The organism is Candidatus Defluviilinea proxima (genome assembly GCA_016721115.1).
Taxonomy (GTDB): Bacteria; Chloroflexota; Anaerolineae; order Anaerolineales; family Villigracilaceae; genus Defluviilinea; species Defluviilinea proxima.
The window spans coordinates 3,510,555-3,529,129 of record JADKIW010000001.1 but is presented as its reverse complement, the minus strand read 5'-3'; the positions used below and the strand labels follow the sequence as shown (position 1 = coordinate 3,529,129).

Annotated in this window: 16 protein-coding genes; 13 read left to right on the top strand and 3 right to left on the bottom strand. The window is 49.3% G+C overall.

Annotated elements, in window-relative coordinates; all coding sequences use genetic code 11:
• The first annotated feature begins 2 nt into the window (after positions 1 to 2).
• Together IPP66_16330 and IPP66_16325 are read left to right on the top strand one after the other, a co-directional pair.
• Entirely contained in the window at positions 3 to 734 is a 732-nt protein-coding gene (locus tag IPP66_16330) for an ATP-binding cassette domain-containing protein (protein MBK9926840.1), read from the top strand.
• On the top strand, positions 734 to 1,906 hold the full coding sequence (locus tag IPP66_16325) for an ABC transporter permease (GenBank protein MBK9926839.1): 1,173 nt from the start codon (positions 734 to 736) through the stop codon (positions 1,904 to 1,906). Before IPP66_16330 ends, IPP66_16325 begins: the two co-directional genes overlap by 1 nt.
• A 79-nt stretch (positions 1,907 to 1,985) precedes the next feature.
• On the opposite strand, the gene IPP66_16320 is transcribed toward IPP66_16325, so the two are convergent.
• Positions 1,986 to 2,621, bottom strand: coding sequence for a helix-turn-helix domain-containing protein (locus IPP66_16320; protein ID MBK9926838.1), 636 nt, complete (start codon positions 2,619 to 2,621; stop codon positions 1,986 to 1,988).
• A 152-nt stretch (positions 2,622 to 2,773) separates the two neighbouring features.
• On the opposite strand from IPP66_16320, the gene IPP66_16315 reads away from it, so the two are divergent.
• The 5 genes from IPP66_16315 to IPP66_16295 are packed head-to-tail and all read left to right on the top strand — an operon-like array spanning position 2,774 to position 9,189.
• The gene (locus tag IPP66_16315; protein MBK9926837.1) at positions 2,774 to 3,109 is read left to right on the top strand and encodes a winged helix-turn-helix transcriptional regulator; all 336 of its coding nucleotides are present in this window, start codon (positions 2,774 to 2,776) and stop codon (positions 3,107 to 3,109) included.
• A gap of 8 nt (positions 3,110 to 3,117) precedes the next feature.
• Positions 3,118 to 4,566 (top strand): tetrathionate reductase family octaheme c-type cytochrome, encoded by a 1,449-nt coding sequence (locus IPP66_16310; protein ID MBK9926836.1) that lies wholly within the window; start codon positions 3,118 to 3,120, stop codon positions 4,564 to 4,566.
• A gap of 10 nt (positions 4,567 to 4,576) precedes the next feature.
• A complete protein-coding gene (locus IPP66_16305) occupies positions 4,577 to 7,318 on the top strand; it encodes a cytochrome b/b6 domain-containing protein (GenBank protein ID MBK9926835.1) in 2,742 nt (913 codons plus the stop codon).
• The gene (locus IPP66_16300; protein ID MBK9926834.1) at positions 7,318 to 7,869 is read left to right on the top strand and encodes a YeeE/YedE family protein; all 552 of its coding nucleotides are present in this window, start codon (positions 7,318 to 7,320) and stop codon (positions 7,867 to 7,869) included. Before IPP66_16305 ends, IPP66_16300 begins: the two co-directional genes overlap by 1 nt.
• A 9-nt stretch (positions 7,870 to 7,878) precedes the next feature.
• On the top strand, positions 7,879 to 9,189 hold the full coding sequence (locus IPP66_16295; GenBank protein ID MBK9926833.1) for a YeeE/YedE family protein: 1,311 nt from the start codon (positions 7,879 to 7,881) through the stop codon (positions 9,187 to 9,189).
• Positions 9,190 to 9,264: 75 nt separating this feature from the next.
• On the opposite strand, the gene IPP66_16290 is transcribed toward IPP66_16295, so the two are convergent.
• Together IPP66_16290 and IPP66_16285 are read right to left on the bottom strand one after the other, a co-directional pair.
• Complete coding sequence (locus IPP66_16290; protein ID MBK9926832.1) at positions 9,265 to 9,990, bottom strand: peptidylprolyl isomerase; 726 nt, start codon at positions 9,988 to 9,990, stop codon at positions 9,265 to 9,267.
• A 25-nt stretch (positions 9,991 to 10,015) separates the two neighbouring features.
• Positions 10,016 to 13,120, bottom strand: coding sequence for a HEAT repeat domain-containing protein (locus IPP66_16285; protein ID MBK9926831.1), 3,105 nt, complete (start codon positions 13,118 to 13,120; stop codon positions 10,016 to 10,018).
• Between the two features lie 138 nt (positions 13,121 to 13,258).
• Between IPP66_16285 and IPP66_16280 the strand changes: the two genes are divergently transcribed.
• The 6 genes from IPP66_16280 to IPP66_16255 are packed head-to-tail and all read left to right on the top strand — an operon-like array spanning position 13,259 to position 18,348.
• Positions 13,259 to 14,083 carry a YwiC-like family protein gene (locus IPP66_16280; protein MBK9926830.1) on the top strand — a complete coding sequence of 275 codons (825 nt, stop codon included), beginning with the start codon at positions 13,259 to 13,261 and terminating at the stop codon, positions 14,081 to 14,083.
• A 2-nt stretch (positions 14,084 to 14,085) separates the two neighbouring features.
• Positions 14,086 to 14,325 carry a hypothetical protein gene (locus IPP66_16275; GenBank protein MBK9926829.1) on the top strand — a complete coding sequence of 80 codons (240 nt, stop codon included), beginning with the start codon at positions 14,086 to 14,088 and terminating at the stop codon, positions 14,323 to 14,325.
• 2 nt (positions 14,326 to 14,327) lie between these two features.
• Positions 14,328 to 14,666 carry a sulfurtransferase-like selenium metabolism protein YedF gene (gene yedF, locus IPP66_16270; protein MBK9926828.1) on the top strand — a complete coding sequence of 113 codons (339 nt, stop codon included), beginning with the start codon at positions 14,328 to 14,330 and terminating at the stop codon, positions 14,664 to 14,666.
• 15 nt (positions 14,667 to 14,681) lie between these two features.
• Positions 14,682 to 16,469, top strand: a complete 1,788-nt coding sequence (locus IPP66_16265) for a cytochrome bc complex cytochrome b subunit (protein MBK9926827.1) — start codon at positions 14,682 to 14,684, stop codon at positions 16,467 to 16,469.
• Positions 16,466 to 16,882, top strand: coding sequence for a ubiquinol-cytochrome c reductase iron-sulfur subunit (locus tag IPP66_16260; GenBank protein MBK9926826.1), 417 nt, complete (start codon positions 16,466 to 16,468; stop codon positions 16,880 to 16,882). The genes IPP66_16265 and IPP66_16260 overlap by 4 nt, the downstream gene beginning before the upstream one ends.
• A 53-nt stretch (positions 16,883 to 16,935) precedes the next feature.
• On the top strand, positions 16,936 to 18,348 hold the full coding sequence (locus IPP66_16255) for a family 43 glycosylhydrolase (protein ID MBK9926825.1): 1,413 nt from the start codon (positions 16,936 to 16,938) through the stop codon (positions 18,346 to 18,348).
• Positions 18,349 to 18,575 lie beyond the last annotated feature (227 nt).

Here is an 18,575-nt window from a genome sequence, read left to right as displayed (position 1 = left end):
GTATGATCCAAGTACAAAATCTATCCAAATCTTTTGGCAAAGTACAAGCCGTCAAAAATGTATCCTTCTCCGCCGCAGATGGGCAGATCACAGGCTTATTAGGGCCTAATGGCGCCGGCAAAAGTACAACACTGCGTATGCTCTATACCCTGCTCAAACCCGATCATGGAACGGCACAGATCGATGGCTTTGATGTGAGACAATCCCCAATTGATGTCCAGAAAAGGATCGGTGTTCTCGCAGACGCACGCGGACTGTACGCAAGACTAACAAGCCGTGAAAACATCCGCTACTACGGGCGACTGCATGGCCTGGAAGGTGAAGCTCTCGAAAAACAGATCGAGTCCCTGTTACTTCTGCTCGATATGCAATCCATCGCTGATCGCAAGACGGAAGGCTTCTCCACAGGCGAGAAACTCAAGGTCGCCATCGCCCGTACATTGGTACACAACCCAAAGAACGTCCTTCTCGATGAACCCACGAACGGGTTGGATGTGATGAGTACACGCGCCATGCGTCTGTTTATCCAAAGGCTTCGCGAAGAGGGTAAGTGTGTGTTGTTCACCAGCCATATCATGCAGGAGGTCGCGGCATTATGTGACCAAATCGTGATCATTTCCCATGGCGAAGTAACCGTTGACGGAAGCCCTGATGAATTACAAAGAAAAACAGGGCAGAAAAATCTCGAAGATGCATTCGTTGCCGCTATTGGCTCAGAGGAAGGGCTGGAATAATGAAAAAGATTTTTATCATCTTTCAAAAAGAACTGCTCGACAATCTGCGTGATTACCGCAGTTGGATGACAGGCTTGTTCTGGGCCCTCTTTGGTCCTCTTCTTCTCGGTGGGATGATCATGTTACTCGGCAATACATTTCGAGATAGAGTTGAGCAATCTCTGGTCTTGCCAGTTTCAGGTGCAGAGAATGCCCCCAACCTGATCGCCTACCTTGAACAGCAGGATGTCATCATCAAAACCGCCCCTGTAGACCCTGAGGCGGCCGTCATAGCAGGTGATATCAACGTGGCCCTGATCATCCCTGAGGATTATGGCGAGGAATTCACATCAGGAGAATCTGCAACCCTACGTCTGGTCTTCGATAGCACACGTCAATCTGCTTCAGCAGATATCAACCGTACACAGAGCCTGCTTAATGGCTACAGCGAATATATCGGTCTGTTACGCTTGAGCTTGCGCGGCGTCAGCCCAGAAGTGACACAGGTCCTACAGATCGAAGAGATAGACACCGCCACACCCCAAAGCCAGGCATTGATCTTCATTTCGATGTTGCCATACTTCATCATCTTTGCGATCTTCAACGGCGCATCACCCGTCATTACCGATGCAACAGCTGGCGAACGGGAACGCGGATCTCTGGAACCTTTGTTGATCAATCCCCTACGCCGCGGATGGGTTGCCATTGGCAAAATGCTTGCGGCAACGCCGTTTGCAACGATCAACTTAATAATTACACTGGCTGGGTTTGCCGCAATCTTCCGTCTGCTACCTATCGAGGAATTGATCGGGGTCCAGATCGGCTTTGATATGAGCACGTTGATGGCTGTATTCCTGATCTGTATCCCGATCGTGTTTCTAGCGTGTGCGATCCAAACGTTGATCGCTTCGTTCACCAAAACTGCAAAGGAAGCGGGAACGTATCTGCCCTTCGTCGGTTTGATCCCATCCTTGCCTGGCCTGGCGCTGGCGTTCCTGCCGGTCAAACCAGATCTGTGGACAATGCTTATCCCTACATTTGGGCAACAGATTCTGATCAATCAGTTTTTACGCTCCGAACCGATCACAGGAATGAACATTGTTATCTCCACTGTGGCGACTATTCTGCTGACAGTGGTAATTACTTATATCGCCGTCAAGTTATATGAAAGCGAACGCATTATCACAGGATAAGTGGAGAAAAGTTTCAGTGTAAATAAGGATATTTGAAGCGAAGCAACTTCAAGTCCAGATTAAGAAGCGAAGAGCGTCTCTATTGAGACGCTCTTTTTGATTCCTGTCCAGTATCCCCATGGTGCAAATGTTGTAGCTCGTTAGTATCACCAAAACATGAAACGACGATCAAAGCAGTAGCCACGCGCTTGCCTGAATTCTTCCAACGGTGTTTGAGGGTAGCCGCAAACAGGAGGCTATCACCTGGGGCCAGTTCGTAGATGTGATGCTCCACTTGATATTCGATTTGACCACGCAAACAAAAAACAAATTCATGTCCCATATGCGAGATCATTTTTGAGCCACTATTGGCGCTGTTTTCAAGTGTGAGCAGAAAAGGCTCAACCTTGCCTGAAAATTTTTCACCGCCCAAACCTTCTATCAAACCACGAGGAAACGGCATACGAGTCCGTTCATCCGATTTGAGAAAGATGACTTGTTTTTGATCTGTATCGGTACTGAAAAATGTCGTGATGGAAACACTCAACACATCAGCAATTTTATATAAGGCACTGACAGATGGTGAGGTCTTCCCCAACTCGATCATGGACAAGGTATGAACGGAAAGCCCGCTTTTCGTAGCAAGTACTTGCAAAGTCATATTACGGGCTGTACGAAGTTCTCGTACTCGCTCACCCACGTTTACCGAAAGTGCATCATGTTGATAGAGAGTCATACTTCATCATCTTACCAAAGTCTCACACATCCTTATGCCGCCTGTGACATTATGCCAGCTTTATAGTGACAACCTTCACTATTGTGAAAAATGTCACAGGAGTATTATGCAAACAAGCGTATATTCGTTTATCCGTATATTAGGAGAAAAAGATGGTAAATCAGACCCTTAAACAGGAAATCATCCAACTCGAAGCTGATTTTTGCGCGGCACTTTCTGACCCGACGCGCATTCTTATTTTATATGCATTGAACGAGCGCTCTCTTAATGTAACAGAGCTTACGAACGAATTAGGCATCCCCCAACCCACTACATCCAGACACCTCAAAGTTTTACGCGAACGTGGACTTGTGTACACCGAACGACAAGGAACAGTGATCACGTATCACCTGGCCGATTCGCGCATTATTCAGGCGATGGACCTTCTTCGATCTGCAATGCGTGATCGTATGACCGAACGTGCAAACCTCGTTAATGAACTTTCATAGGAGAATGTATGAAGAAACGCTTCCCGTTCTGGACCTTGGGACTGCTCGGAATCCTTTTAGTGATTCTTGTCCCTGTGGTTTACTTCCTCCCACGTACCGATAAGCCTTCCACTAACCCTGAAGATTATCTGCCCACCAAACTCGTCCATGTGGACCATCACGACATTGTCAAAGGCGATTTCAAAACAGGACAGGATGTGACCCGAGCCTGTCTCGAATGTCATGAAAATGCCGCAACCGATCTGATGAAGACCACACACTGGACATGGGAATCGAAACAATTCAACGTTCCGTGGCGTGATGTGCCCGTGACCATTGGCAAGATCAATCAGATCAACAACTTCTGCATCGGCTCACAAGGGAATGAAAATAAATGCATGTCCTGTCATGCTGGCTACGGATGGGAAGAAGGCAAGGAAGTAGAACAATCCAAGCCCGAAAACGTGGACTGTCTCGCCTGCCACGCCGACACTGGCTTATACGGCAAAGGTCTCTTCGGCAACCCTGCCGATGGCGTAGACCTGCTTGCCGCCGCAAAGAGTGTGCGAGCACCCACACGTGAAAACTGCGGAAAATGTCACTTCGATGGCGGTGGTGGGAACGGCGTCAAACATGGCGACCTCGACGAGAGTCTCTACTTCCCTGATAAAAGCCTTGATGTCCACATGGGTAGCGATTTCAACATGCAATGTACTGACTGTCACGTCACAACGAACCATCAAATTCTTGGGCGCATGATCGCCGACAATTACACGATCGACCCCAAGGAACAAGTTTCGTGCCAGCAATGCCACGTGAATCAAAAACACGAGGATGAACGCATCAATACACACCTTGACTCTGTTGCATGTCAGACTTGCCACATCCCTGCCATGGCTCTTCAAGATCCCACTAAAACAACCTGGGACTGGTCACAAGCAGGTCAGGAAGGACGAGAGGACGATCATTTCACTTACCTGAAGATCAAAGGCGAATTTACTTACGAAAAGAATTTCAAACCCACGTATCTTTGGTTCAACGGCAACAACGAATACCGCTATATCCTTGGCGATAAGATCGACCCCAATACTGTTACGTACATCAACAAACCTGCTGGCGACATCAACGACAAGAATGCAAAGATATTTCCCTTCAAGTTACACATCGCCAAGCAACCCTATGACACAGTAAATAACTACCTGCTTCAACCTGTTACATCGGGTAAGGGCGGTTTCTGGACAACCTTCGACTGGAACAGCGCCTTCGAGATCGCCGCGCCGATCACAGGCCTTGAATACAGTGGTCATTACGACTTCACTGAAACCTACATGTACTGGGCAACTACACACATGGTGCAACCCGCCGAAAATGCCCTGCAATGCGACTCCTGTCACGGCGAGAACAGTCGGCTCGATTGGGCAGCTCTCGGCTACCCTGGTGACCCCATCAAATGGGGCGGACGATTTGACAAGAAATAGGCAAACGGACATGAACATTTCAAAACGCAACCTACTCATCGTTATCGGACTGCTCATCGTAGTATCCGCCTTTGGGATTGGAACGGTTCTTGCCCAACCTGAGCCTGCTTCAACATCCCAAGCATCTCCCTTACACCCAGACTTTGCCTTGCTTGACTCCAATGGCGATAATGTACTGACATCAGGTAAATCTATTTCCACCATGCAAACCTGCGGACAATGTCACGACACCAAGTTCATTCAACAACACGCTTTTCATTCCGATCTCGGACTGAGCGACTACAAAAACACCAAAGACTTCAACGCCAGCACAGGCACATTCGGCAAATGGGACCCGCTCACCTATCGCTATCTCTCACAGACAGGCGACGAACGCCTAGACATGTCCACAGCGGAATGGTTGAAGTTGAACGGCTCACGTGTTGTCGGCGGAGGTCCTGCTGAAACATCACGAGAAGGACAAGCTCTCACTTCTATTTCAAGTACATCGAAGAATTACGAGACAGCCATCCTGAATAAAAATGGAAATGTCGAAGCCTGGGATTGGAACGCTTCTGGCACGATGGAAATGAACTGTTTCCTATGTCACATCGAAAGCCCCAATACTGCCGCAAGGGCAGGTTTCATTCGAAGCGGATGGTTCGGTAACGCCAACACAGCGACTCTTCTCGGTCTTGGCATTGCTGAACATGATGGCTCCACAGACACATGGACCTGGAACCCTGAATCATTCAACGAAAACAGTGAACTCAAAGCTGACGTCATCAAGATCCAAGATCCCACCAACGCCAATTGCGCCGCATGTCATGGCGAAGTTCACACAGACGCAATCGAGCCGCTGACCATCACCGCCTGTGATTTGAATAACCCACAGACGGCCACAACAGGGCAAGTTGTTGCATCACAAAAAATTTCTGAATCAGGCATCAACCTGAGCAACAAAGCGGAAGCTAATCGCTCATGGGATATTCATGCCGAACGTCAACTGCAATGCACCGATTGTCACTTCTCCATCAACAATCCTGTGTATTCTGATGTTTCACAAAAGTCCCAGCCCAGCCATCTGCTCTACGATCCACGAAAGCTCGATATCGGCGAGTATCTCAAACAACCTGATCACAACTTCGCACGTGGACAAAGCGCACAATTTACCATTGCGCCAGAACTTAAAGGCACGATGCGCCGCTGTGAATCCTGCCACGATGCCAAAAAGGGACACGCGGATTGGCTTCCGTACATCGACACACACATGAACGCTGTCGCCTGCGAAACCTGCCACATTCCGCAGATGTATGCTCCTGCTATTCAATCCTATGATTGGACAGTTCTTACAACGAATAACGAGCCTGTCAAAACATGTCGTGGCATCGAAGGTGATCCCAACTCCGTCACTTCGCTTGTAACAGGATACAAACCCGTTCTGCTCAACCGCAATAATATTGACGGCGACCAACTGCTCGCCCCGTACAATCTCATCACTACATATTACTGGGTCTACGATGATGCAACTGGGAATAAACGCCCCGTTCGCCTCATGGACCTTGAATCTGCGTACTTCGAAGATAGCAAATACGCCGCTGACGTGATGTCTACTTTCGACGCGAACAAAGATGGTTCACTCAGCGACACTGAACTCAAGATCGACTCTTCTGCAAAAGAAGAAGCCGTCAAGGCCAAACTCACTGCACTCGGCCTCAATAATCCCCGCATCGAAGGGTTGTCTCAACCCTATAGCATCAACCACAACGTGACTCGTGGCGAGAATGCCGTCAACGACTGCAAAGCCTGTCACAATGACGAGTCTCGTGTTTCGCAACCCATCATGCTGTCAGGCTATGCACCGAACGGCACGTTGCCTGTCTTTGATGCGAACAACAACGTCAATGCATCTGGCGAAATTGTCACAGGCGCAGATGGCGCTGTTTATTACAACCCCGTCCCTGCCAATGACAAAATGTATGTCTTTGGTTCGAGCCGTGTCAACTGGATCGACTGGCTCGGCGCGCTGATGTTCGTCGGTTCGCTCTTAGGTGTGGTCGGGCATGGGACGCTGAGATATTTCTCGTCCAGGAAGCAGGCTCACGGTCCAGTAAGAACCGAGCGGGTTTATATGTACGAGCCCTATCGCAGGTTCTGGCATTGGCTCCAGACCGCATCCATCGTCATTTTGTTGTTCACAGGACTCATCATTCACAGACCTGATATCTTCGGTGCATTCTCATTCCGTGGAGTAGTAACAGTGCACAACGTGCTGGCGGTGATATTGGTCGTGAACGCGATCCTCTCGTTGTTCTATCACCTAGCCACTGACCGTATTCGGGAATTCATCCCGCGTCCTTACGGATTTTTCGACGATGCGATTTTGCAGGCGAAGTATTACATCAGCGGAATCTTCAAGGGTGAAGGGCATCCTTTTGAAAAGCGACCCGATAGCCGTATGAACCCGATCCAAAAGGCAACATACTTCGGCATCTTGAATGTGTTGTTGCCATTGCAGATCATCACGGGCGCATTGATGTGGCTTGTGCAAAAGTACCCGAACATTTTGGGCGGACTTCCATTCCTCGCGCCGTTCCACTCGCTTGTCGCATGGACCTTCGCAACCTTCATCCTCGTACATGTGTACATGACCACCACTGGCGCAACTCCGCTTGAGGCGATGAGGGCAATGGTGACGGGGTATGAAGAAGTCGAAAAACATGAACACGTGGAAGTGAAAGAAGATAAAAAAGAAAAGAAGGAGAAAAAATAATGACAACTGCTCCTGCTACCAAGAAAAGTATTTTCAACCGACCCGAAAGAGCATACGTGCATCCCTATTTTGGAGGCGTGGTGCTTGGCATTGTACTCTTCCTTGCCTTTTTCCTCACAGGTAATGGTCTCGGCTCCTCGGGCGCAACCAGCCGCATTGATGCCGCCCTTGTGGATGCCATCTCGCCCTCCCACGTGGACAACAATCCATATTTACTAAAAATGGCGGGCGGCGATAAAAACCCAATGGACGATTGGATCGTGCCTGTATTCTTCGGCGCATTACTTGGCGGTTTCTCCTCGGGCTTGTTCAATGGACGTCTCAAGTTCATGACGACCAAAGGGCCGAACATCTCAGATCGCACACGCTGGCTCATGGCATTCCTCGGCGGAGTACTTTTCCTCTACGGAGCGCGGATGGCACGTGGATGCACATCCGGTCAGGCACTTTCAGGTGGAGCAACTCTTTCCGCTGGCTCGTGGGCAGTCATGTTCGCCATATTTGGCGGCGCATATGGACTGGCATATTTTGTAAGAAAGTTATGGAACTAGGAGTATCCTATGAACTTTCCTCTTCCTGAATTTATCGCTGTAAGCGCCGCAAACCCGTGGACGTACGTGCTCTTCGGCGTTATCGGTTTTGCTTTCGGCTTCACTCTCGAAATGTCTGGCTTCGGTGACTCCCGCAAACTCGCCGCACAGTTCTACTTCACCGAACTTACCGTGCTCAAGGTCATGTTTACCGCTATTGTCACTGCGATGGTATTGCTCTTCGGCGCAGTCGGGCTTGGCATTCTCAACTTCAGTCAAGTCTGGGTCAATCCAACGTATCTTGCATCTGGCATTGTGGGCGGGCTCATCATGGGCGTAGGCTTCATCATCGGCGGCTTCTGCCCCACGACTTCGCTCGCATCCGCGTCCACTGGCAAGATAGACGGCATGTTCTTCATGGCTGGCGGCTTCGTTGGCGCCTTCCTCTTCGGTGAGACCGAGCAATACTTCACCCAATGGTACAACAATGCAGGTTACTACGGACGTGTCACACTTGACCAAGTCTTCCATCTCCCGATCGGTGTTGTAGTCCTACTTGTCGTATTGATGGCACTCTTCATGTTCTGGGGCTCCGAACAACTCGAACGCATCATCGGTAAAAAAGATATGAGCAAAGAGCCCAAACTTCGCATTGTAGGCGCTGGCGCACTGGTCGTCCTCGCCCTCGCAGTCGTTTTCATCGGCTCACCATCGCTTGAACAAAAATATAACAAGCTCACCTTTACCCGAACGGAGACCATCCCGCAACTCAATGCTGACCCCATTGTCAACACCGTTATCTACACTGCAGACGAAATGTTGTCCAATCGCTTGGTTTTCGTTTCGCCTGCCGAAGCGTTCAAGGCAAAGTACAACCAATCGATGAACCTAATATATCTGGATGTGCGCTCTGAGGCTGATTACAACTTGTACCACATCGAAGGCGCTGTCAACATTCCCACCGAACGCATCGAGGAAGTCATTCCTTTATTACTCAGTGAGCCACCTGCAAATTCCGTTTTCATCCTGATGAGCAACGACGAGACCGCCGCCGTCAAAACATGGAAGACTCTTGTCGCTTCCACAGTCCCGAACGTTTACATTCTTGAAGGTGGAGTCAACAACTGGATCGCCTTCTTCGGTAAAGAAGACAAGACGCTCCAGGCGGTTCAACCCAACCCGAAACCTGCTCCCGATCAATTGGCCTATATCTTCCCTGCCGCCTTGGGCGACCGCTACGAATCCTGTGATCCGAGTCCAATCGAATATGAAAAACTGGAATTCGAAGCCAAGATCAAACTTCAACTAAAGCGTGACAAATCTGGCGGAGGTTGTGGTTAACAAACTCAACAATAATAAACAAAAAGGACCTCGCAGTTCATTCTGCGAGGTCCTTTTTGTTCTACAGCTTCTTCGCTACGGCACTGTGATCGTCACGCTCTCCATCACATCACCCGTAAAGGACGGGTTTTGCTCAGGATCACGTTTCGTAATGCCATTGACCACATCCATGCCTTGCACTATCTGCCCAAAAATGGTGTAGCTACCATTCAAAAAGTCAGCTGGGCCAAATGTAATGAAGAACTGACTGCCATTCGTGTCACGGCCTGCATTCGCCATGGCAACCACGCCTTCTTTATCGAACACAAGATCGCTATCTTCATTCACAAACTGATAGCCAGGTCCACCACCGCCTGTGCCTGTCGGGTCACCGCCTTGCGCCATGAAGCCTTCGAGCACACGGTGGAACGTCACGCCATTGAAGAAGCCCTTACAGGCAAGGAATACAAAACTGTTTACAGTGATCGGTGCCTTATCGGGGTATAACTGCATCACGAACTCGCCGCCGTTGGCCATTTTAACTGTCGCAAAATATTGTTTTGCTGGATCGATCTTAATGGGGGGCGCACTATACTGGGAAGCCACCGGAATATCTGCAAAAATATCACAAGCAGGTTGGGTTCCTACACTCACAGCGGCGGCAGGAACATCTGCCGGGGCCTTCGGTGAGAAGAACCAAAATCCCAACACGATCAACAAAAGGACAACAAGTGCGCCGCCGATCTGTATATAGCGCGCCTGCCGTTCCTTTCGCTCTGCTTCCAATTGTTCTTCGATCTTTTTCTTGTTTGCCATTCTCATTCACTCCATTGAAAATAATATAACATCAAGCCGACACACCGACGCGTTGATTCAACTCGCGCACACGGTGGGACATGTGTTGTAAAACAGAGACGGCCACTTCCGGGCGATCCAAAAGGATGGTGTTGAACGCATCTCCATTAATTACCAGTGCGCGCACATTACTGCGCGCTCGTAACGTGGCCGAACGAGGCGCCGATTCTAACACGGCCATTTCCCCTACATAACTGCCTACGCTTTGTGTAGCTAAAACAGTTTCAACATTCCCAGAGGTCTTCACCACATCCACCATACCATCAGTAATGATGAACAATGTATCGCCTCGTTCCCCTTCACGACACAGGAAAGAACCTTCCAGAAATAACTGTTCTTCAGCAATCTCTGCGATACGCTCAAGGTCATCTGGCGTGAGACGCGAGAACATAGGCACCTCACGGAAAAACAGGATGCGGTCCAGCGTGGTCAATGTTCGCAAGGTCTTTATATTTTTGGATGTCTTCATAATGGAAGTACCTCCCATGCGCGAAAGGGCGTCACGCGCCATGCTTACAGTTAATTTATCGTCACTTACAGAAAGTTCCCGTAGTTTCGGAACAAACTCTTCCAACGCAAGTTCTGCGATCACAAACATAGCCAGCGACCGCAGTTCAGGGTCCTGATCTTTCAACAATTCTTTCATCGCGTCTGTAAGCGTAAATGGAGCTAACATATCACTGGAGTCACTCTCCAATATCGGCAACACCTCTGCAGTGACACGCTTATCGCCCAATGTTTCCAGAGCTTCCAAAGCAGCGGCTCTTGCAGAAGCATCACCTTCCACCAAGGCGGCACGCACCAGGTTCATGGCACGTTGATCGCCAAACAAACCTACAGCTTTTACCAATCGTTCTTCACGCAACAAAATGCGATACCGCAAAATATAGACCAGCAGTTTTGTCATTCGCCCCTTAAGCGGGAGCGGCTCCACTAACGCGCGCAAATACTGGATCCATGCTACTTCACGGTGAATACGAGTCAAGAGCGCATCCAATATTCCCGCGTCGCCAGTAGGGATGGAATCCATGACAGGCGCAATAATGGACTCGTCGGCCTCTTGCAACATACGAATTAAGACGCCTCTCGATATATCCCAATTCTGCTTCAGCGATTCTGACGCATTTCTCTTCACCATCGTATCTGGGTCACCGAGCAAAGTAATTACATCATCGACAATGGACTCATCCATCAAAAAGGAAACAATCCTCGCGGCCTCGCGGCGAACTACAGGAGCAGGGTCATGAAGGGCTGCGCGTACCAATCCCTTATCAAAAGGAATAACAGTATTCACCATGGAAGCAATCACGCGATACGAGGAAAACGGAGTGATGCGATGAATAGGATCCTTGTCTTTGAAAGTCTTTGCAACAAACGCAAGGGCTCTGGATGTTTCACCAAGATATAGCAACACGATCGCGGCATGCGAAGCGATCTTGAGGTTGGGGTTTTCGAGCAAACGCTCAAGGGTACGAATCAGTTCGGGTGTTGAGGCAACTTCCAGCTTGGGAAGAGCCGCGAGAGTCTGTTCACGTACTTCATCACTCTCGTCGTCCAATCCCATGATGACATGTTTGAAAGAATCCTTCGCATCCAAATCAACCAAGGCACCCACAGCCGCCGCACGGACAGAAGCATCCTCATCGTTCAAGTGCTCGACAATATCATGCGCGGCAGTCTTGCCACCCATGCGAGCCAACATCTCCACGGCCAGTCGGCGCGTAAGAGGGCGCGGGTCGTTAAGCGCATCACGAGTCACTTCCAGGGCCATCGGGTCGTTTTGATACCCAGCGAAATCATCAGCCTCTTCACTGAATACTTCCACACGCCCCGCACGCAAAGCGCTTAACAACGCTTCCCCGTAGGCGGGGCGCATCTTACGTGTGACTTGCACCGTAACGATCGCGATCGTCAGACCCAACAGGAGGATATCCTGTGTCTCCAGAGCCCGTCGACTGAGGATGATTAAGAGGCCAGAAAGTACAACGCCGATTTGAGCTGGGACACCGTTATTAAAAGACAGTACTTGTCCGCGCCGTTCAGAGGGCACTACATTGAACAAAGCATTCCACGCTGTGCCGCCAAGTCCGCCCAAAATCACCAACTGACCGAAACGTGCGCCAACAGCACCCCAGAAATTAAAACTGACAAAGAACACAATGAACGTCACAACATACGTGATCGGCATGATCAAAACGCTGTTGACAATGCCCAGTTTGGTGTACAAACGATTGGCCAAAAACAACGAGACCAAAAACGTCACAGCGGTGACTAAACTCGTGAACAAGCCTTTGAAACCCGCCAACCCGGCAGAATCGTTCGCAAATTGAATGGAGATCCGCTCACTGAAGGGAAAGTCCACGGTGAAAAAAAGAATGGAATAGAGGATGGACGACAGCGCGATCAAACGAAACAGTTGCGAGCCTCGCACAAATTGATACCCAGCGCGAATATCATCTATCAGGCTAAAACGGATATTGGCATCTGGCTCAGTCTTGAAATATTCTTTCGTCACCCGCCGTACAACCACAAAACCAATTCCCAATAATAAAACGTAGAAAATGATGAGACTGGTTGTGCCAGCCGCCTTCGCGACAAGACCTGTCAGAGAATTCCCCAACACGCTTCCCAAAATACCCATGCTTGTGAACAATGGGAAAAGTCGTTTTGCCTGACGCGCATCGCACACTTCACCTGCTACGGTCCATAACAATGTGCCAAATACAACACCCGAACCATACGTGGTCAGCCAAAGTACAGGATAGGAAACTGCATTGCCAGCGAAAACAATAAAGATCCATTCCAGCGAGAACAACAAAATAGCCCCAGCTAAAAAGTTCACGACAACGCTGGAGTTTTGAAAACGGCTTAAACTGGCTGAAAAGAAGATCGAGGCAAGGAACACCACTCCCCCAAGCCCCATGTACATATACGGCAGGTAATCCACTTTCACGCTGGAGAGGAACAACGCAAATGCCGCATTCTCACCAAACCCCTGCCCAGCCTGCAAGCACAAGAACAACACAGCCATTAAAGAGACCATGCGGGTCTCTTCAGGAAGTATCTTCAAGAATGCGATCAGGCGGTCTTTAAGCATATTAAGTTCCGTCGATTCTAGCACAATTGATGGGCAGGCGCATCTGCAAGACGCTAACAAACGCCCTTCCTACAATTCATACAATAACCTGATTTTCGTCACATGACCGCACATAGACCCTAAAGATATAATGCAAGTGTGGCGAGTAAACATAATTTTCTGCGCAAAAATGTTGCCATTCCGCAAGATCATGGTTCCTGGGTATTTGTCCTAAGTCCGTTATTGGTTGGCATTTTTGCGGGCAAGGTTTTTACATTTTCATCATTCAACTTGATCGTTGCCGCAATGGCCGCGTTCATGCTTCGTCAGCCTGTAACAACCGTCGTCAAGATCTATTCCAAGCGCCGCACAAGAGATGAATTACCGGCCGCGTTTTTTTGGACAGCGCTCTATGGCATCATTGCTGTTCTGGCAATCACAGCGCTCCTACTAAACGGTTTTGGCTTTCTTCTATACCTTGCCATGCCAAGTGCATTGGTCTTTGCATGGCACTTGTGGTTGGTCAGCAAACGTGACGAACGACGACAGATCAACGTGGAAATTATCGCAACCGGCGTATTATCCCTTGCGGGGCTAGCGGCATTTTGGGTGGGCATCGGTCACTATGACCCAACAGGCTGGTGGCTTTGGATACTCACCTGGTTTCAATCGGCGGCAAGCATCGTCTACGCATATCTAAGGCTTGAGCAACGGGAGCAGGCCGAAAGTCCAGAAAGAAGCGGGATGTGGAAGATGGGATGGCGCGCCGCGTTATATACATCCTTCAATCTCGCATCAGTCCTGACTTTGAGTCTACTCGCTGTTCTCCCGAGCCTTCTCTTCCTCCCATACTTGATACAATGGATCGAGACGATGTGGGGCATCACGCATCCTGCAAATGGATGGAAACCCACACACATTGGAATCCGCCAGTTGATCGTAAGTATTCTCTGGACGGTATTATTTATTTTGACCTGGAGGTAAATATGGACGAACTTAAATGGAGCCTGCTCACCGAAGTATATGGACGCGCAGAGGCCGATGTTCTCAAAGCATTCCTCATGGGAAACGGTATCGAAGATGTGGAATTGTTCCAAGAAGCCTTGGGGCAAAATATCTACCCGACAACACTCGATATGTTGGGATTGGTGCAGATTTTTGTTCCAAATGAAGTCTTACAATCTGCTCAACAACTTCTCGAGGAATATAACAACGCAACGGAATAAAAATGAAAAACACTGTTATCTTGATCACTAACAACGGCATGGGGAGTGCAGACGAAAAGCTACAACACACATTGATGGCAAAGTATTTTGAATTGCTTCTACAAAACGACAGCCTGCCTGCCGCGTTATGCTTTTACACGTTGGGTGTAAGGCTTGTCTGCGAAGGTTCACCTGTGATCGAGCAGTTGCGCAATCTTGAGCAAAAGGGCGTGCGACTGATCGTCTGCTCTACTTGCTTGAACTACTATGACATCACTGAAAAAGTAAAAGTTGGCATCGTAGGCGGCATGGGCGATATCATCGAAGCCCAAACAAAAGCTGATAAAGTCATAACCTTATAAGATACACGTAGCCTAATGTCTGAGCATCGCATTTCTATCGTCCGTACTTTGTTGGCTGTATCTGTTATCGTTCTAGCAATAACAGCAACCTTGCTTTCATCATCCACAGTAGAGGCGTCACATAATCTACAATTCACTGCCGCACCCACCTTACAACCCACACCAACCTTTGACCCCAAGCGCCTGGACAAGCCAAACGTTACATCAGAAACGCCAAATCAATTAGAGGCTGGCTCGCTCAAATATTGGGGCGTGTGCATGGCGTGTCATGGTGACCACGGTCAGGGGTTGACCGACGAGTGGAGAGAGGCTTTCGGCGAAGACCGCAACTGCTGGAAGTCCGGTTGTCACGGATCACACGTCCCACCGCAGGGGTTTGCAATTCCAAGAGACAAGATCATTCCATCGGTCGCGGGGCCGGGCAGTTTGGCACGTTTCAAAAACGCACAAGAGCTACATGATTACGTTCTTGCCAGCATGCCGTGGTGGGACCCCGGTCAACTGACCGACGAACAAGCATGGCAGGCCACTGCATACATTCTTGATATGCACGGCACATTGCCTGATGATTTTATACTCAACGATACTAATGCATCGGCGATCATGACCCAATACGCCGTGCCACAGCCAATTAACGACCGCCCGGCTTTGTTCGTGTTCGCTGGGATCCTTGGGCTTGCAGCAATCGGCATGCTGGCACAAGATATCAGAAAAAGCATCCTACAAAAAAAGAATGTGGATGCAACAGATCCCAAGCCTACACACGAGAGACCGAACTTCTTCCATCACTTGCACGCTCCGACCATCCCTGCTCTGCAAGCACGCTTTCGCTACACCCTTGGCGCAGGTGGAATGGCCGTCTTCTTATGTTTGATCCTTCTTGTGACCGGTATCCTGGAGATGTTCTATTACATCCCTGTACCGGAACATGCCGCAGTTTCTGTTGAGACGATCACATCACTCGTCCCATTCGGAGCATTGATCCGCAACTTGCATTACTGGTCAGCACAGGCGCTCGTGATCGTGGCATCGGTCCATCTTTTACGCGTTGTGTTGACTGGGGCATACGCCCGCCATCGTCGGTTCAATTATTTGATCGGCATGGGAATGTTAGTATTGATCTTGTTATTGGATTTCACCGGCTACGTCCTGCGCTGGGACGAGGGCATCCGCTGGGCATTGACCGTGGGTACAAACCTGCTCAAGACCGTTCCATGGATCGGCGGAGCGTTGTATCAACTCGTCATTGGTGGCGGGCAACCCGGCTTATCAACCCTTGAGCGCTTTTACACTTGGCATATCTTTGTGCTCATGCTCGCGTTGATCTTTCTCGTGGTGTGGCACATCTTCCGCGTACGCCGCGATGGCGGGATCGCTGTGCCGCCTCCAATACAACGAGAAGATAGCATCCGCATTTCACGCTTCGAACTTGTCCGACGCGAAGTGCGCATCATGCTCATTTCAAGCGTTATTCTGATTCTGTTATCGATCATCTTCCCTGCGCCTATTGCACGCCCCATGACATACGCAACCGAAGTTCACGATGCCCGCGCACCATGGTTCTTCCTGTGGGTACAAGAGCTTCTCAAATATGGCGACCCTTTCCTTTGGGGTGTCGCCGTGCCGGTGCTGACATTGATCTTGATGTCGCTCATCCCTTATGTGCTCCGAGAGGCTGGCGACCATGAGCTTGGCAAATGGTTCCCACGAGGCAACCGCGTTTCACAAGTCATCATCATCGTTCTGGCGCTCACCATCACCGCACTCACCATCCTTGCATCTTTTCCAACAGGTTCCCCATGAAACAAACATCCCGCCGCGATTTTCTCAAACTCTCCACCAACTCATTGCTCGCAGTGGCAGGCGCACTGGGCATCGGAGGTTTGATCCGATTTCTGAGTTATCAATTCGATAAGCCATCACAAACCGAATTCGAAATTGGAAAGGTGTCTGATTTCCCCTATAATAGCCGTACTGTCCTTGCTTATATTCCAGCCGTGGTCATCCATGACGACAACGGCCTTCAAGCGATCAGTCTCACATGCACGCATCTTGGGTGCACCACTGAACCCAGCAACTTCGGCTTTGAATGTCCATGCCATGGCTCACGATTCGATATGACCGGCAAAGCTTTGAGAGGACCCGCTGTTTCTTCCTTACAGAAACTACGCATTGAGCAAAAAGAAGATGGTTCATTACGTCTGTTCACAATATAGTTAATAATGAGAATCCCCAAAGACAACAGAATAGAAGGAGTTTATCGATAAGCATGAAAAAGCAAGGATTCAACCCATACCTTCCTTCATGGGAATACATTCCAGATGGGGAGCCATATGTTTTCAACGACAGGGTTTATGTATACGGATCACACGACCGCTTTAATGGTCATGTGTTTTGTTTGAACGATTATGTATGCTGGTCGGCTCCGGTCACCGACCTTGGGGACTGGCGATATGAAGGCGTGATCTACAAAAAGACCGATGATCCCTTAAACCCGGATGGCAGGATGTGTCTGTATGCACCCGATGTGACACAAGGGCCAGACGGACGCTACTACTTGTATTATGTTCTCGATAAGGTGTCCATCGTCTCAGTCGCCGTTTGTGACACACCCGCCGGGCAATACAACTTTCTCGGCTACGTACACTACGCGGACGGAACACACCTTGGAAAACGACCGGGCGATCAGCCCCAATTTGATCCAGGCGTTCTCACAGAGGGCGATAAAACTTATCTGTACACAGGATTCTGCCTGCCCGGAGATAAGACCCGAAACGGAGCGATGGCAACAGTTCTAGGCCCGGACATGCTAACGGTCATGGAAGAGCCGGTGTTCGTTGCGCCCAGTCAACCTTACAGCAAGGGTTCAGGCTTTGAGAGGCATGAGTTTTTTGAGGCGTCATCCATCCGCAAGCGAGGGGACACATACTATTTTGTCTATTCTTCCATCGTGATGCACGAGTTGTGCTACGCAACCAGCAAGTACCCTACCAAAGACTTTCAATATCAGGGAGTGTTGGTGAGCAACAACGACCTCCACATCGATTCCTACAAGCCTGCAGAGAAACCAATGTATTACGGAGGGAACAATCACGGCAGTATCGTGGAGATCCATGGAGAATGGTACATTTTCTATCATCGTCACACCAACGGGACAAGCTTCAGCAGGCAAGGCTGTATCGAACGTCTGCAGGTTCAGGAGGATGGCTTAATTCCCCAAGTGGAGATGACCTCTTGCGGCCTCAATCGTGGTCCGCTGATCGGGCGAGGAGAATATCCAGCGTATCTGGCATGCAACCTTTTCTGTAAGGATGAGGCGGTGTACACATCCCACAGCGCATGGATGGACAACCACTACCCCAAGATCACGCAAGACGGGAAAGATGGCGATGAAGAGATTGGTTACATCGCGAATATGATGAATTCCGCCGTTGCAGGCTTCAAGTATTTTGATTGTCAGGAAGTCAGCAAAGTGACGATCAAAGTACGTGGATATTGCAAAGGTGACTTTCAAGTGAAAGCATCATGGGACGGAGATGTTTTGGGGACCATACCTGTTGTGTTCACGAATATCTGGACGGAGTATTCTGCGGACATCAAAATCCCCGACGGGATCACGGCATTGTATTTTGTGTTCGCAGGCGAAGGGATAGCAAGTCTGTGTTCTTTCACGTTGGAGTAAGTTGAGAGGATCTATCGCGATGCGAAGGGACAAGCGAGATTCAGAGGCTGGTCATTGTGAGGCATGTGCTGGCGGATGGGTAAAGTCAAGAATTTACAATCGGTAGTCTAACTGGTGTAAATTATAGTTATCTTGTTACACCAAAAACAAGTATTGAAAATACAGGAATTGTTATTGGGGATTGACAAAAATGATGACTATAAGTACCATCTTCTAAACAATCTAAT